Genomic DNA, 14,571 nt, shown 5'->3' with positions numbered 1-14,571 from the left:
CCCCGACACGCCCATGTCCGCATCCACCGCTCCGCTGCCCGCGCCGGCCGAAGGCCGCGATGCGCTGTCGGTGTTGCATTCGGTGTTCGGCCTGCCGGGCTTTCGCGGGGCGCAGGGCGAAATCATCCGGCACGTCACCGGCGGCGGCAATTGCCTGGTGCTGATGCCGACCGGCGGCGGCAAGTCGCTGTGCTATCAATTGCCGTCGCTGTTGCGCGAAGGTTGCGGCATCGTGGTCTCGCCGCTGATCGCGCTGATGCGCGATCAGGTCGCCGGCCTGATCGAAGCGGGCGTCAACGCAGCGGCGCTGAACTCGTCGCTGTCGTTCCAGGAAGCCTCCGAGATCGAGCGGCGCTTGATCGCAGGTGATCTCGATCTGCTCTATGTCGCGCCCGAACGCCTGGTCACGCCGCGCTGCCTGTCGATGCTGGCGCAGGCGAAGGTCGCGCTGTTTGCGATCGACGAAGCCCATTGCGTCTCGCAATGGGGCCACGACTTCCGGCCTGAATATGTCGGCCTCTCCATCATCGCCGAGCGCTTCCCGGACGTGCCGCGCATCGCGCTGACTGCGACCGCCGACGAGCTGACGCGGAAGGAGATCGTCCAGCGGCTCCAACTGACCGACAGCCCGCAATTCGTCTCCAGCTTCGACCGGCCCAACATCCGCTACGAGATCGTCGACAAGCGCAACGCAGTGTCGCAGCTCAAGGAGTTCATCCGGGAACGCCATGCCGGTGATGCCGGCGTGGTCTATTGCCTGTCGCGCAACCGTGTCGAGGAGGTCGCCGCCGCGCTCGCAGAGGCCGGCATCGCGGCGCTGCCTTATCATGCGGGTCTGGACAGCAGCGTGCGTTCGCGCAACCAGGACCGTTTCCTCAACGAGGACGGCATCGTCATCGTCGCGACCATTGCGTTTGGGATGGGCATCGACAAGCCCGACGTGCGCTTCGTCGCCCATCTCGACCTGCCCAAGAGCATCGAGGCCTATTACCAGGAGACCGGTCGCGCGGGCCGCGACGGCAAGCCGTCAGCGGCCTGGATGGCCTATGGTCTCTCCGACATCGTGCAGCAGCGCCGCATGATCGATGAGTCCAGTGGTTCTGACGACTTCAAGCGCGTGTCGATCGGCAAGCTCGATGCGCTGGTTGGCCTCGCCGAGACGGCGCAGTGCCGGCGCAAGCAGCTGCTCGCCTATTTCGGCGAGACCCTGCATGGCGAGAGCTGCGGCAATTGCGACAATTGTCTCACGCCGCCGAAAATGCGCGAGGGCAGGGTCCTGGCGCAGAAGCTGTTGTCCTGCGTCTATCGCACCGGGCAACGCTTTGGCGCGATGCATCTGATCGACGTGCTGATCGGTCGCCTGACCGAGAAGGTGACGCAGTTCGGCCACGACAAGCTGTCGGTGTTCGGTATCGGCCGCGAGCTCAACGAAAAGCAGTGGCGCACCGTGCTCCGGCAACTGGTGGCAATGGGGCATTTGCAGGCCGACAGCGAGGCCTTCGGCGGGTTGAAGCTGACCGACTCCGCGCGTGGCGTCCTGCGCGGCGAGACGGAGGTGTGGCTGCGCGAGGAGGCGCCCACCACGCGCGTGCGCGCCAGCCGCGCAAAATCCCGCCGCGGCGATCTTGCGCCGGCGGCCAGCGCACCGCAGGGCGATGTCGATCCCGAATTGCGCGCGCGCCTGCGGTCCTGGCGTTCGGAAGTGGCGCGCGAGCGCGGTGTGCCGGCCTATGTCGTGCTGCACGATGCCACCATCGACGGCATCGTCCGGGCCTGGCCGACCACGCTAGACGAACTGCGCAATGTCCCCGGCATCGGTGACAAGAAGCTCGAGCATTACGGCGAGGAGTTGTTGCAGATCGTGAAGACGCGGTAGCTTGCAACGCAACGGTCGTTGGCGAGCCCAAATCCCTCCACACGTCATCCCGGACAAGCGAAGCGCAGATCCGGGATCCATACGCGGCAGCAATCGCTTGACGAAGACAGGCAATGACCGTCTCGTCCCACAACCACTGCTGCGGCGTATGGGTCCCGGCCTTCGCCGGGACGACAGCTGAGGACAGGCTCGAGCCGCGCTACCTCAACCGTTCCGGAACGCGTAACCGTACCCGTTCAACGCCGGTGCGCCGCCGAGATGGGCATAGAGAATCTTTGCGCCCTTCTCGAAATGGTTCTTCTGCACGAGGTCGATCAGGCCCTGCATCGATTTGCCTTCATAGACGGGGTCGGTGATCATCGCCTCCAACCGTGCGGTGAGGCGGATCGCCTCCTTGGTCTCTTCCGACGGCACGCCATAGGCGGGATAGGCGTAGTCCTCGATCAGCACGACGTCGTCCGCAACGATGTCCTCGCCGAGGTCGACCAGCTTTGCCGTGTTCTGCGCGATCGAGAGCACCTGCGCTTTGGTCTGCGCCGGCGTGAAGGACGCGTCGATGCCGATCACCTTGCGGGCGCGGCCATCGGCGGCGAAGCCGACCAGCATGCCGCCATGGGTCGAGCCGGTGACGGTGCAGACGATGACGTAGTCGAACTTGAAACCGAGCGCGGCCTCTTGCTGACGCACCTCTTCGGCGAAACCGACATAGCCGAGCCCGCCATATTTGTGCACGGAGGCGCCCGCCGGGATCGCATAGGGCTTGCCGCCGGCAGCCTTCACGTCCTCGATCGCCTGCTCCCAGCTCTTGCGGATGCCGATGTCGAAGCCGTCGTCGACCAGGCGCACGTCGGCGCCCATGATGCGCGAGAGCATGATGTTGCCGACACGGTCGTAGACGGCGTCCTCGTGCGGCACCCAGGCTTCCTGCACCAGGCGGCACTTCATGCCGATCTTGGCCGCGACGGCGGCGATCATGCGGGTGTGGTTGGACTGCACGCCGCCGATCGAGACCAGCGTGTCGGCGTTCGAGGCGATGGCATCAGGGATGATGTATTCGAGCTTGCGCAGCTTGTTGCCGCCATAGGCGAGGCCGGAATTGCAGTCCTCGCGCTTGGCGTAGATCTCGACATTGCCGCCGAGATGCTTCGACAGCCGCTCCAGCTTCTCGATGGGGGTCGGGCCGAAGGTGAGCGGATAGCGGGCGAATTTATCCAGGTTCATAAGAGCATCCCTGTTGGCGTTGTGTCTGGGATGTGGCTAGCATTGCGCTGTAAAAAGGTGCTCTCGAATATTGCGCCCATATTGCGCGATATCTTGCAAGACATGCAGTTTTTGCCGATAATTCTTCCGATAATTGTTATTTTAGAGAAAGATTCTTCCATGTCTGCGCGGCTCGATCGTATCGACCTCAAGATGTTGAGATTGCTGCAGAATAACGGCCGGCTCAGCAATGCCGAGCTGGCCGAAACGGTCGCGATCAGCCCAGCCACCTGCCACCGCCGCACCCAGCGCCTGTTCGAGGACGGCTTTATCGCCGCTGTCCGGGCCATGGTGGCGCCGAAGAAGGTGGCGAAGGGCACGCTGGTGATGGTCGGCGTCGTGCTCGACCGCTCGACCCCGGAGAGCTTTGCCACCTTCGAGCAGGCGATCGCCAGGCTGAAATTCGTGCTCGACTGCCACCTCGTCGCCGGCGACTTCGACTACTTCCTCAAGATCCGCGTCGGCGACATGGAGGATTTCAACCGCATCCATGGCGAGCAGCTGATCGCGCTGCCGGGTGTGCGGCAGACCCGCACTTTCTTCGTGATGAAAGAGGTCGTCGACAACGCGCCGCTGGAGTTCTGATCCACAGCGTTTTCTAGAGCCTTTGAACTATAAGAACTCGTTCCGCCACTTGCGAAATTGCACGATCGTCACGGCAACTTCACTTGCCTTGCGCGTGTACGCGGGTGACGGTCATCTCTTCTCAATGAGGAGACCCTGCCGTGCGCCTTCCCATTCTCGATCCGAAAGAGCTCAGCGACGAACAGAAGCCGCTCTATGCCGACATGCAGGCCGGCATCAAGGACCACTTCAAGGGCTTCGTGAACATGCGCGACGACGGCGCGCTGCTCGGCCCCTGGAATCCCTGGATCCGTGAACCGCGCTTCGGCAAGCCGGTGTGGGAGCTGGTCAAGGCGATCGCGTCGAACCCGTTGTTGCCGGCACCGGTGCGCGAGGTCGCGATCCTCGTCACCGGTTCGCATTTCCGCTCCGGCTACGAGCTCTATGCCCATGTGCTGGTCGCCGAGCAGCGCGGCCTCTCCGACGAGAAGCTCGCGACCATTGTCGCCGGGCAACGGCCCGTCGATCTCACAAAACAGGAAGCAGTTGCCTACGACATGGCGTCTGCACTTGTGAGCGGCGGCGTGCTGCCCGAGCTGACCTATCGGGCTGCGGTCAAGGAATTCGGCGAGCATGGCGCGGCCGAGCTGTCCTATCTCGTCGGCGTTTACTGCATGGTCTCGGTCACGCTCAACACGTTCGACGTGCCGGTGCCGGAGTAGAAGCTGCTAGTTGCGCACGGCGTAGAGCGGCGTGCGCAGCGTCACCTGATATGACGGCTTCGGCATCCACGCGATCTGCGCGGTGACGCCGAACAGGCGGTTGTCGTTGTCGTCCATGCGGTCGAGGTCGAGGCGCAGGATCGGCTGGGTGAAGGAGTCCGCGAGCGTCCGGCCCGCGATCTGCGCGCCGCCGAACGACTGTGCGCCCAGGCGTCCCGTGAACTTCCAGTTGCTCGGCCATTGGTAATAGCCGCCGGCGTAGAGGATCGTGTTCGGCTTGATCCGGGCGAGCTGGCTGGCGATGTCGGTGTGAGTGTATTGCACGCCGACAAGCCAGCCGCGCGTCTCGTCCTCGTCCAGCGCGTAGTCGAACTCCAGGACGTGGTTGAACGAAGTCGTCATACCCTGTTCGTTCGGCACCGATTGGGTCAAGGTCGATTGCAGCGTGATGGTCGGAATCCTGCCGCCATTCTGCTGGTAGAGGTCCGCCTGCACGCCGATGTTCCAGCTGGTGATGTCGAAGGACGACCAGCCGCCGCCGACATCCGTCGTCGAGCCTGACACGCCGCCATAGAGCGACACGCGATCGCTGACGTCGACGGTCAGCGGCAGGTCGACGGCAATCGATTTCGCGGTCGGCAAGCCGTTCGGCAACGTCACGCCACGTCGCGTCGCAAGCGCTTCGAACGCGGCTGATAGTGACGTACCGCCAAAGCCGAGCCCGAGCGTGCCTGCGGGAATCGTCGCGTAGGTCGTGCGAAGATCGAGATAGATGTTCGGGACATCAGGCTTTGCTGGTGCGCCTTCCTCGTCGTCGGCGGCGAAGGCCGCACCCGCCGACATCGTCAGGCAAAGCAATCCCTTCGCGACAGCGCGCAAGGCTGAGCGGGACGATTGGCTGCGATGGGACACGTGACAATCCGACGCGTTGATGGCGGAGCCGTTGTTAGATGGAACGTGATCGTTCCCGTGGTCAAGCGCTATCCGCAAGCGATGGACGACGCGGAAGTGTCCGGTTACCTTGCCGTGGTAGCACTGACACACTCGCCGGCCAGAGTGCAGGCCTGACAATGGAAGGACGACAGTCATGATCACGTCACGCCGCATCCTCCTCGCCGGACTGGCTGGACTCGCTGTGGCCCCGACTGCCGCGGCCACCGCTGTCCCGACGCCCGCTCCCGATGGCACCACGGTCGCCGAAGAGCGCTTTGCGCGGATGATCGCGGCCGCGCATGCGCCCGACCTCACCTGTGCGCAGCAGGCCGAAATTTATGCGGATGCGCATTGGCCCGATTATATCGTGGCGGCCAGGGCCGTGCTCGACGCGCGAGCTTGATCTGCGCTCTTATTTCTTGACCGCTCGCCGCACCTGTTCGCCGATCTGCGACAGCACAAGCTGTGCCTGCGGCAGGATCGCGCCCATAGCGTGGAAATTGTGAACCATGCCGTCGTGGCAGACGTGCTCGACCGCGACGCCCGCGGCGAGCAGCTTGCGTGCATAGGCATTGCCTTCGTCGCGCATCGGGTCGAACTCGGCGGTATGGATGATCGCGGTTGGCAGGCCTGAGAGCCGCGTCGCGCGCAGCGGCGAGATGCGGGGATCCGCGGCATCCAGCCCCTGGGGCAAATAGTCTGCGAGATCAGCCTCGATGGTGCCGCGGTCGATCAGGTGTCCCTCTGCGAAGGCCTCGCGTGAAGGCGAAGTTTCCTCGAAATCCAGCACCGGGCAGATCAGGCATTGTGCGACAATGGAGAGACCTGCGCTCTGCGTGGCCTCCTGGCACACGATCGCCGCCAATGTGGCGCCGGCGGAATCGCCGCCGACCACCAGACGCTCGACGTCGATGCCGAGTGACGATGCTTCGCGCGCGACCCATTCGGTGGCTGCGATCGCGTCGTCGACGGCGGCAGGATATTTGTGCTCGGGAGCGAGCCGGTAGTCGATCGAGACGAGACGGCAGCCGGTCGCATGCGCGAGCGCAGCGGCAATGCGGTCATGGGTCGCAATGCTTCCGGCCACGAGCCCGCCGCCGTGAAAGAAGACGAAGCCCGGCGCGTGCTCGGTGGCCGATGCGGGCGAATAGAGGCGATAGGACAGCCCTCCGCCGGGGCCGGGTAGCGTGCCGTCGGAGGCCGTTACGCCGGGCGCCTCGGCGCGCGCGAATTGCATCAGCTTCGCCAGCGATTGCCGTCGTGCCTCGACGCTCGGCCGGCTCCGCGCCTGCGGCGCAGCCGCAGCCATCATGGTCAACAGGCGCTTTGCGAGGGGATCGAGCGGCATGTGAAACTCCGTGGCGTGCCGACACTATAGCTGGTTTTGGCACGGCGTTGTCTTACCTCGGATGAGGAGGGTTGGTGCTTTGCCGCAGCAAATCGTTTAGAAATTGGGACAATAGTGCCCGGATATTTTTCGAGGGGAAGCCTCACATGGCCGAGATCAAGAAGCCGATCGACTATTCGCCCAGTTGGACCTTCTTCGAGGGCAAATGGCACGACGGTAACGTGCCGATCATGGGACCGCGCACGCATGCGGCCTGGCTCGGCTCGGTGGTGTTCGACGGTGCGCGCGCATTCGAAGGCGTCGCGCCCGATCTCGACCGCCACGTCGCCCGCGCGAATCAATCCGCGATCAATTTCGGCCTGAAGCCGGTGGTCGATGCCGGAACCTGGATGACGCTCGTCAAGGAAGGCATTGCGCGTTTCGCGCCGAATGCGGAACTCTATATCCGCCCGATGTATTGGGCGCAGAACGGTGCCGGCGGCGGCGTGCTGTTCGACCCCGAAACCACCGATTGGTGCCTGTGCATCTACGAAGCGCCGATGCCGAAGCCAACAGGCAACGCCATCACGCTGTCGCCGTTCCGCAGGCCGACCGCGGAATGCGCGCCGGTCGAGGCCAAGGCCGCCTGTCTCTATCCGAACAATTCGCGCGCGCTCGCGGAAGCGGCCTCGCGCGGCTTCCAGAGCGCGCTGATGCTCGACATGCTCGGCAATGTTGCCGAGTTCGGCAATTCCAACGTGTTCATGGCCAAAGACGGCGTCGTCTTCACGCCGGTGCCGAACGGGACCTTCCTCAACGGCATCACGCGCCAGCGCGTCATTAGCCTGCTTCGCGCCGACGGCGTCACCGTGGTCGAGAAGACGCTGCGCTATCAGGATTTCCTCGCCGCCGACGAGATCTTCTCAACGGGCAATTTCGCCAAGGTCGCGCCTGTGATCCGCATCGACCAGCGCGAGCTGAAGCCGGGCCCGCTCTACACGAAAGCGCGCAAGCTTTATTGGGACTTTGCGCATGCGGTGAAGCTGGCGGCGTAGGCCGCCGCACACTCCGTCATTGCGAGTGCCGCCGAAACCGGCTGAACTGAAACGCCTGCGTCGAATGCCAGGGCGTGTGGTGGACCTCGCTCCGCGTCTCGACCAGTTCGAATTCAGGCCCGAGCTCCGCTGCAAGGCTCGCGCTGTCGTGCCGTTGCACCGGAAGGCCGCTGCATTTCTCCGGACCGTCAGGCGCGAACGTCGCGATGATCACGTGCCCGCCCGGCGCAACCGCCGACCGCAGGCGTTCGACGTAGGCCGCCCTGTCGCGCGGATCCGTCAGGAAGTGAAACGCCGCGCGATCGTGCCAGACATCGTAGCTCTCTGCTGGCTCCCACGTGGTGGCGTCGGCGACGATCCAGTCGACGGTGGACGCAGCCGCTCCGATCCGCCTCTTCGTCGCCGCGAGTGCGTTGGCGGAGAGGTCCAGGACGGTGAGATGCCGGTATCCGTCCTGGAGCAGTGCATCGACCAGCCGCGACGCACCGCCGCCAATGTCAATAATGGCTGCGTGATGATCCGGATTGGCCGCGCGAATCATCGCGAGCGAGGTCGCCGGGCTGTCCTGAAACCAGCTGACCTCGGCCTCGCCCTTGGTGGCGTAGACATTTTGCCAGTGTGTAGCGCGATCAGACATCACGGCTTCGGCCTTGGCCGGGAGGGCTGCGCCGAAATGGCGATGCCGCGATCTTCGGAAGGACCTACTCGTCCTTCTTCGACATGCGCTCGAGGCGCTCCTGCATGTCCTTCATCTGCTGGCGCAGGTCTTCGATGTTGCTGTCCGTCGCCGCCGGGGCGTTGGCATCGGGCTCCGGCTCCGTGGTGGCCGCCGGGCGGCCAGCGGTGGGCGCAAACGGCTTGAACATCGAGAAGGTCTGCTGGAACAGCTCCATGTTGCGGCGGACCTGCTCTTCCAGCGGCGCGAAGGGCGTGCCGGAGAGCGTATTGGCGATTTGCTTGCGGAACTTCTCCTGCTCCTGGGTCAGCGTCGCGATCGACTGCTCCAGATATTTCGGCACCACCATCTGCATGCTGTCGCCGTAGAAGCGGATCAGCTGGCGCAGGAAGGTGGTGGGCAGCAGATTCTGGCCGGCCTTGTTCTCCTGCTCGAAGATGATCTGGGCGAGCACGGAGCGGGTGATGTCGTCGCCGGTCTTGGCGTCGTAGACCAGGAAGTCTTCGCCATCCTTGACCATGGCGGCGAGGTCTTCCAGCGTGACATAGGTGCTCGTTCCGGTGTTGTAGAGCCGGCGGTTCGCGTATTTCTTGATCGTGGTGGGTTGGTCTGATTTCGCCATGGGCTCTCACTTGCAAACGCTGAGAACGGGAGCCCGGCGGGCTATGCCGCAGGGCGGGAAGAGTACGCAACGCAACAAAGTAAGCATTTTCAACGGGGGCACGCTACCGTTTTGTGCGGCACGGTTAATTGCACAGCAAAAACTTGCTTGCGAAAGCGCCAGGAACGCTATTTTGAATGCGGTGCGGCATTGACATGCCTCAACGACGTTAACAGGATGCCGGACGAGACTGACGGGCCCTTTCCTGCGCCCGCCCGCCCCCTCTTAGAACCTCAAGCCCCAGGAGATGCCCATGTCAGACGATGTCGTCATCGTCAGCGCCGCCCGCACCCCGGTCGGAAGCTTCAACGGAGCCTTCGCGACCCTTCCCGCTCACGACCTCGGCGCCGTCGCCATCAAGGCCGCGCTGGAGCGCGGTGGCATCGAGCCCGGCCGGGTCTCGGAAGTCATCATGGGTCAGATCCTGACCGCGGCTCAGGGCCAGAATCCCGCCCGCCAGGCTTCGATCATGGCCGGCATTCCCGTGGAGAGCCCGGCCTGGGGCGTCAACCAGCTTTGCGGCTCGGGCCTGCGTACCGTGGCGCTCGGCTATCAGGCGCTGCTCAACGGCGATTCCGAGATCGTCGTCGCCGGCGGCCAGGAATCGATGAGCATGGCTCCGCACGCCCAGTACCTGCGTGGCGGCGTCAAGATGGGCGCGGTCGAGTTCATCGACACCATGATCAAGGACGGCCTGTGGGATGCCTTCAACGGCTACCACATGGGCAATACCGCCGAGAACGTCGCAAAGCAGTGGCAGATCACCCGCGCCCAGCAGGACGAGTTCGCTGTCCACTCGCAGCAGAAGGCCGAGGCCGCGCAGAAGGCCGGCAAGTTCAACGACGAGATCGTCCCCGTCACCATCAAGACCCGCAAGGGCGACGTGGTCGTCAGCGCCGACGAATATCCGCGTCACGGTGCGACGCTCGACGCGATGGCCAAGCTCAAGCCTGCCTTCGAGAAGGACGGCACGGTCACCGCAGGCTCGGCCTCCGGCATCAATGACGGCGCTGCCGCCGTGGTTCTGATGACCGCCAAGCAAGCCGCCAAGGAAGGCAAGAAGCCGCTCGCGCGAATCGTGTCCTGGGCGCAGGCGGGCGTCGATCCGAAGATCATGGGCTCGGGCCCGATCCCGGCCTCGCGCGCCGCGCTGAAGAAGGCCGGCTGGAGCGTCGGCGATCTCGACCTGATCGAGGCCAACGAAGCTTTTGCGGCGCAGGCCTGCGCCGTCAACAAGGATCTTGGCTGGGATACGTCCAAGGTCAACGTCAATGGCGGCGCGATCGCGATCGGTCATCCGGTCGGTGCGTCCGGTGCGCGTGTGCTGGTGACGCTGCTGCACGAAATGCAGAAGCGTGATTCGAAGAAGGGCCTTGCGACGCTGTGCATCGGCGGCGGCATGGGTATCGCGATGTGTCTGGCGCGCGACTGACGGTGACGCTCGACTGACTTGGACTTTGTGCGTGCACCGCACACATCAGTGAGTGCGTTGCACGCGATTAAAAAGGCAGCGGTTGCAAATCAAATATTCTTCGCAACCGCGCAAGCCTCGACTAAATACAAACGCCCGGCTCAACGCCGGGCGTTTTGTTCTTGATGTCCGTCAAACCAGCCGCATAATCCACCGTTAAAAAACCATCACTCAGAAACGTCCGATGAGTCCAAGGGAAGGAATACGATATGGCACGAGTTGCATTGGTGACGGGTGGTACTCGGGGCATTGGAGCTGCGATCAGCAAGGCGCTGAAGGCGGCCGGCTACAAGGTTGCGGCGAGTTATGCGGGCAATGATGCCGCGGCGGAGAAGTTCAAGGCCGAGACCGGTATCGCTGTCTACAAATGGGACGTCAGCAGCTTCGATGCCTGCGCCGACGGCGTGAAGAAGGTCGAGGCCGAGCTCGGTCCGATCGAGGTGCTCGTCAACAATGCCGGCATCACCCGCGACACCGCCTTCCACAAGATGACGCTCGAGCAGTGGAACGCCGTCATCAACACCAATCTCGGCTCGTTGTTCAACATGACGCGCCAGGTGATCGAGGGCATGCGCGCGCGCAAATTCGGCCGCATCATCTCGATCTCGTCGATCAACGGCCAGAAGGGGCAGTTCGGCCAGGTCAACTATTCCGCAGCGAAGGCCGGCGACATCGGTTTCACCAAGGCGCTCGCGCTCGAGAACGCCAAGGGCGGCATCACCGTCAACGCGATCTGCCCGGGCTACATCAACACCGAAATGGTGCAGGCGGTGCCGAAGGACGTCCTGGAGAAGAACGTGATCCCGCAGATTCCTGTCGCTCGCCTCGGCGAGCCCGAGGAAATCGCGCGCGCGGTCGTGTTCCTGGCAGCCGACGAAGCCGGCTTCATCACGGGATCGACCATGACCATCAACGGCGGCCAATATCAGGCCTGATACGACCTCAAGCCAGTAGCGCCAGCCGCGACAAGGCGATAGTGAAGACGCAAATGCCCGGCCTCGTGCCGGGCATCAGCGTCCTCAGAGCCTTGTGATCCATGACCCCGCGCACCGCCACACTGATCGGATTGACCGCGATCCTGATGTGGTCGCTGTTGTCAGTGATGACGGTGGCAACCGGAAAGATCCCGGCGTTCCAGCTTGCCGCCATGACCTTTGCGATCGGCGGTCTCGTCGGCCTGCTGACCTGGATCGGCCGAAGCGATGCCGCGAAGAGCCTGCGTCAGCCGCTGGTCGTGTGGGTCGTCGGCGTCGGCGGCTTGTTCGGCTATCACGCGCTGTATTTCCTTGCGCTGCGTTTTGCGCCGCCAGCCGAAGCCGGTCTTCTCAATTACATGTGGCCGCTGCTGATCGTGCTGTTCTCGTCCTTCCTGCCGGGCGAACGGCTCGCCGTGCATCACATCGTCGGCGCGGTGCTCGGTCTCGTCGGCACCGTGTTGCTGTTCGCCGGTAATACCACCGGCTTCGCACCGGGCGCGGTGCCGGGATTGATCGCGGCCTTCATCGCCGCCTTTGTCTGGGCGACCTATTCGGTGCTGTCGCGGCGCTTGAAGGCCGTGCCGACCGATGCGGTTGCCGGCTTCTGCCTCGCCACGTCTGCGCTCGCTGCGCTGATGCATGGCCTGCTCGAAACCACCGTGTGGCCGGCGACCGCGTTGCAATGGCTTGCCGTGATCGGGCTCGGCATCGGCCCGGTCGGTGCGGCCTTCTACGCCTGGGACATCGGCATGAAGCGCGGCGACATCCGCGTTCTCGGCGCCGCCTCCTACGCGACGCCGCTGCTCTCGACCGGCTTCCTCATCGCCGCCGGCTTTGCAAAGGCCAGCGCCAACATCGCCATTGCCGCGATCCTGATCGCCGGCGGCGGCCTGATCGCGGCAAAGGACATGGTGCTGCGGAAGCGGTGAGGGCGCCTCAAAGCGCCGGCTGCCAGCCGGGCGGCCGGTACATCGCTTCCGGGATCTGTCCGAGCTCGGAGCGCTGCAGCCGTTGCGGCGTCAAGGCATAGAACTCCTGGAAGCTCATGATCAGCGGTCGCCATTTGTCGGGATCGATACGGTTCGGCTTGGCGTCCATCATGATATCGGGATGCGCATGGACGCGGGTGATGCGGACTTCGATTGCGGTGAGGTTGCCGCGCCAAACCGCATCGTCCTGGGCCATCTCATGCACATAGGCCACCTTGGCTTCCATCTGCACCGGGCATTCGGCGGCGCGCGGGGCGCTGACCGTTTCGCTCGCCAATGCCGTCAGGCCGCTGATGCCGAACTTGTCGTGCTCATGCCGATAGCCGCGATACAGTTTGCCTGATGGCACAGGATCCGAGCCCGTGGTGCGGGCGAGGCGATCGACCGCGGCAACAAGATGAGCCGATGGCAGATTGAGGACGCATTCGCCGGTGCGAATCATGTTTTCGGTGGTTTTCGAGCTTGAGCCGAGCCCGAGCATGCAGCGCCATCCAACCCACCATGCCGAGGACATCGGCGCGAGATTGTGAGAGCCGTCCTCGTTGGTCGATCCGATCAGAACGACTGGTGTTCCGAAATACAAAATGGCGGGGTCGATCTGGACGGCAGCGGGGCCGAGTGTTCCGTGCATCGTGCGCTCCTCTTGATTGGAAGCGCAGTCGTAGTGGGACGAACTGATCGAACCCACCCGATTCCAGATAGGCAGAGCGTTCTCGAGCGAAGTGGATACCGGTTCGCGTGAAGAAAACGCGTCAGGAAGAGATTCTCTAAGGCTCCCAACCCTTCGGCGCGAGCTCGAACTTTGCGAACTCGAATGCGGGTGCCACCGTGCAGCCGACGAGCGTCCACTCGCCGGTGGTCTCGGCCATCTGCCAGGCGTCCGCCGGCACGATCGCCTGCGGCCGCTCGCCGCTGACAAGGTCAGTGCCGAGCCGTACTTCATGCTGTGAGCAGCCTTCATGGGCGATGCGCAGCGTCAGCGGGCTGCCGGCGTAAAAGTGCCAGGTCTCGACTGCATCGATGCGATGCCAGTGCGAATGCTCGCCGCGCGCGAGCAGGAAATAAATGAGGGTCGAACGCGACCGGCCATTGGCGTCGGTCGTCTGGTCGCGAAAGGTTTCGCGATAGTGGCCGCCCTCGGGATGCGGGCGGAGTTCGAGGCGCGCAATGATTTCAGCTGCAGTCGGCATCGATCCCCGTCAGGACTTATACTTCGGGATTTGTTCTCTAGGATTTATTCTCTAGGACTTATTCTTGCGCTCGCGCAGCTCGCCGAACACTGCGGCGGCATCCGCACCCTTCATGTGTAGCCTGGCTGCGACCGCCGGTTCATCAGCGCGCAGGAACACGTTTGCTCGCTTCTCATCACCTAGCAGTGAGGGAATGGTCGGCTTGTTCTCCGCCCGCAGCCTGGCAACCTCCGCCGCGCGCGCCTGCAGCGCCGCGTTGTCCGGATCCACCGTGAGCGCGAATTTGACGTTGGACGCGGTGTACTCGTGACCGCAATAGAGCTTGAAGTCGTCGGGCAGCGCCCGCAGCTTCAACAGCGAGTCCCACATCATCGGGTAAGTGCCCTCGAACACGCGGCCGCAGCCGATCGAGAACAGCGTATCGGCGGCGAACAGCGTCTTCTCGGTGTCGAACACGTAGGAGACGTGGTCGAGCGTGTGGCCGGGCGTTTCCAGCACGCGCCCCAGCAGAGTGCCGACCTTGACCACGTCGCCATTGGCGACGCGCAGATCGACATTGGCGATCTTGGTCGTCTTGTCATGCGGTGCGACGACGCGGCAATTGAATTTCTGCTTGAGCTCGGCGACCCCGCCGACATGATCGCCATGATGATGGGTGATCAGGATGTCGGTGAGCTGCCAGCCCTCGCGCTCCAGCGCCTTGATGATGGGGCCGGCTTCCGGGGCGTCGATCGACGCGGTTGCCTTGGTTTCCACATCGTGGATCAGATAACCGAAATTGTCGTTTAAACAGGTGAAAGTACGAATTTCGGCGGCCATGACATCTCCATCGCGCTCAGCCCCGCCAGACAAATATGGCGTTAACGTTGC

16 protein-coding genes are annotated in these 14,571 nt (G+C 63.7%); 8 read left to right on the top strand and 8 right to left on the bottom strand.

The features are described from left to right. The first annotated feature begins 13 nt into the window (after window positions 1–13). On the top strand, window positions 14–1,876 hold the full coding sequence (gene recQ, locus M2427_RS19675; RefSeq protein WP_280708209.1) for a DNA helicase RecQ: 1,863 nt from the start codon (window positions 14–16) through the stop codon (window positions 1,874–1,876). Between the two features lie 204 nt (window positions 1,877–2,080). Here the strand turns inward: recQ and M2427_RS19670 are convergent, their stop codons facing one another. Continuing rightward, window positions 2,081–3,097 (bottom strand): 1-aminocyclopropane-1-carboxylate deaminase, encoded by a 1,017-nt coding sequence (locus M2427_RS19670; protein WP_280708208.1) that lies wholly within the window; start codon window positions 3,095–3,097, stop codon window positions 2,081–2,083. Window positions 3,098–3,256: 159 nt separating this feature from the next. Here M2427_RS19670 and M2427_RS19665 point away from each other — a divergent pair, with 159 nt between their 5' ends. Next, complete coding sequence (locus M2427_RS19665; RefSeq protein ID WP_148755822.1) at window positions 3,257–3,721, top strand: Lrp/AsnC ligand binding domain-containing protein; 465 nt, start codon at window positions 3,257–3,259, stop codon at window positions 3,719–3,721. Between the two features lie 140 nt (window positions 3,722–3,861). Next, on the top strand, window positions 3,862–4,422 hold the full coding sequence (locus M2427_RS19660) for a carboxymuconolactone decarboxylase family protein (RefSeq protein ID WP_280708205.1): 561 nt from the start codon (window positions 3,862–3,864) through the stop codon (window positions 4,420–4,422). Window positions 4,423–4,428: 6 nt separating this feature from the next. Here M2427_RS19660 and M2427_RS19655 read toward each other — a convergent pair whose 3' ends face one another. Then, window positions 4,429–5,301, bottom strand: a complete 873-nt coding sequence (locus M2427_RS19655; protein ID WP_280708302.1) for a hypothetical protein — start codon at window positions 5,299–5,301, stop codon at window positions 4,429–4,431. 208 nt (window positions 5,302–5,509) lie between these two features. On the opposite strand from M2427_RS19655, the gene M2427_RS19650 reads away from it, so the two are divergent. Further along, complete coding sequence (locus M2427_RS19650) at window positions 5,510–5,758, top strand: hypothetical protein (RefSeq protein ID WP_280708203.1); 249 nt, start codon at window positions 5,510–5,512, stop codon at window positions 5,756–5,758. 9 nt (window positions 5,759–5,767) lie between these two features. Here the strand turns inward: M2427_RS19650 and M2427_RS19645 are convergent, their stop codons facing one another. After that, window positions 5,768–6,703 (bottom strand): alpha/beta hydrolase, encoded by a 936-nt coding sequence (locus M2427_RS19645; protein ID WP_280708202.1) that lies wholly within the window; start codon window positions 6,701–6,703, stop codon window positions 5,768–5,770. Between the two features lie 146 nt (window positions 6,704–6,849). Here M2427_RS19645 and M2427_RS19640 point away from each other — a divergent pair, with 146 nt between their 5' ends. Further along, window positions 6,850–7,737 carry a branched-chain amino acid aminotransferase gene (locus M2427_RS19640; RefSeq protein ID WP_280708201.1) on the top strand — a complete coding sequence of 296 codons (888 nt, stop codon included), beginning with the start codon at window positions 6,850–6,852 and terminating at the stop codon, window positions 7,735–7,737. A gap of 16 nt (window positions 7,738–7,753) precedes the next feature. Here the strand turns inward: M2427_RS19640 and M2427_RS19635 are convergent, their stop codons facing one another. Next, entirely contained in the window at window positions 7,754–8,374 is a 621-nt protein-coding gene (locus tag M2427_RS19635; protein ID WP_280708199.1) for a class I SAM-dependent methyltransferase, read from the bottom strand. A 64-nt stretch (window positions 8,375–8,438) separates the two neighbouring features. After that, on the bottom strand, window positions 8,439–9,035 hold the full coding sequence (gene phaR, locus M2427_RS19630; RefSeq protein WP_280708198.1) for a polyhydroxyalkanoate synthesis repressor PhaR: 597 nt from the start codon (window positions 9,033–9,035) through the stop codon (window positions 8,439–8,441). Between the two features lie 292 nt (window positions 9,036–9,327). On the opposite strand from phaR, the gene M2427_RS19625 reads away from it, so the two are divergent. The 3 genes from M2427_RS19625 to M2427_RS19615 all read left to right on the top strand — a co-directional run bounded on the left by M2427_RS19625 (window position 9,328) and on the right by M2427_RS19615 (window position 12,451). Beyond that, on the top strand, window positions 9,328–10,506 hold the full coding sequence (locus M2427_RS19625) for an acetyl-CoA C-acetyltransferase (RefSeq protein WP_280708197.1): 1,179 nt from the start codon (window positions 9,328–9,330) through the stop codon (window positions 10,504–10,506). A 248-nt stretch (window positions 10,507–10,754) separates the two neighbouring features. After that, entirely contained in the window at window positions 10,755–11,480 is a 726-nt protein-coding gene (phbB, locus tag M2427_RS19620) for an acetoacetyl-CoA reductase (RefSeq protein WP_280708196.1), read from the top strand. Window positions 11,481–11,581: 101 nt separating this feature from the next. Continuing rightward, window positions 11,582–12,451 carry an EamA family transporter gene (locus M2427_RS19615; protein ID WP_280708195.1) on the top strand — a complete coding sequence of 290 codons (870 nt, stop codon included), beginning with the start codon at window positions 11,582–11,584 and terminating at the stop codon, window positions 12,449–12,451. Window positions 12,452–12,458: 7 nt separating this feature from the next. On the opposite strand, the gene M2427_RS19610 is transcribed toward M2427_RS19615, so the two are convergent. The 3 genes from M2427_RS19610 to gloB all read right to left on the bottom strand — a co-directional run bounded on the left by M2427_RS19610 (window position 12,459) and on the right by gloB (window position 14,520). Further along, on the bottom strand, window positions 12,459–13,142 hold the full coding sequence (locus M2427_RS19610; RefSeq protein ID WP_280708193.1) for a flavin reductase family protein: 684 nt from the start codon (window positions 13,140–13,142) through the stop codon (window positions 12,459–12,461). Window positions 13,143–13,278: 136 nt separating this feature from the next. Continuing rightward, window positions 13,279–13,701: a cupin domain-containing protein gene (locus M2427_RS19605; RefSeq protein WP_280708192.1), complete on the bottom strand. Its 423-nt coding sequence runs from the start codon at window positions 13,699–13,701 to the stop codon at window positions 13,279–13,281. Window positions 13,702–13,752: 51 nt separating this feature from the next. After that, window positions 13,753–14,520, bottom strand: coding sequence for a hydroxyacylglutathione hydrolase (gene gloB, locus M2427_RS19600; protein WP_280708191.1), 768 nt, complete (start codon window positions 14,518–14,520; stop codon window positions 13,753–13,755). Between the last annotated feature and the right edge of the window lie 51 nt (window positions 14,521–14,571).

It is taken from the genome of Bradyrhizobium sp. BR13661 (assembly GCF_029892425.1).
In the GTDB taxonomy this organism is placed as follows: domain Bacteria; phylum Pseudomonadota; class Alphaproteobacteria; order Rhizobiales; family Xanthobacteraceae; genus Bradyrhizobium.
Note: the sequence above shows the minus strand (reverse complement) of the source record. Positions and strands in the feature narration are given on the sequence as shown.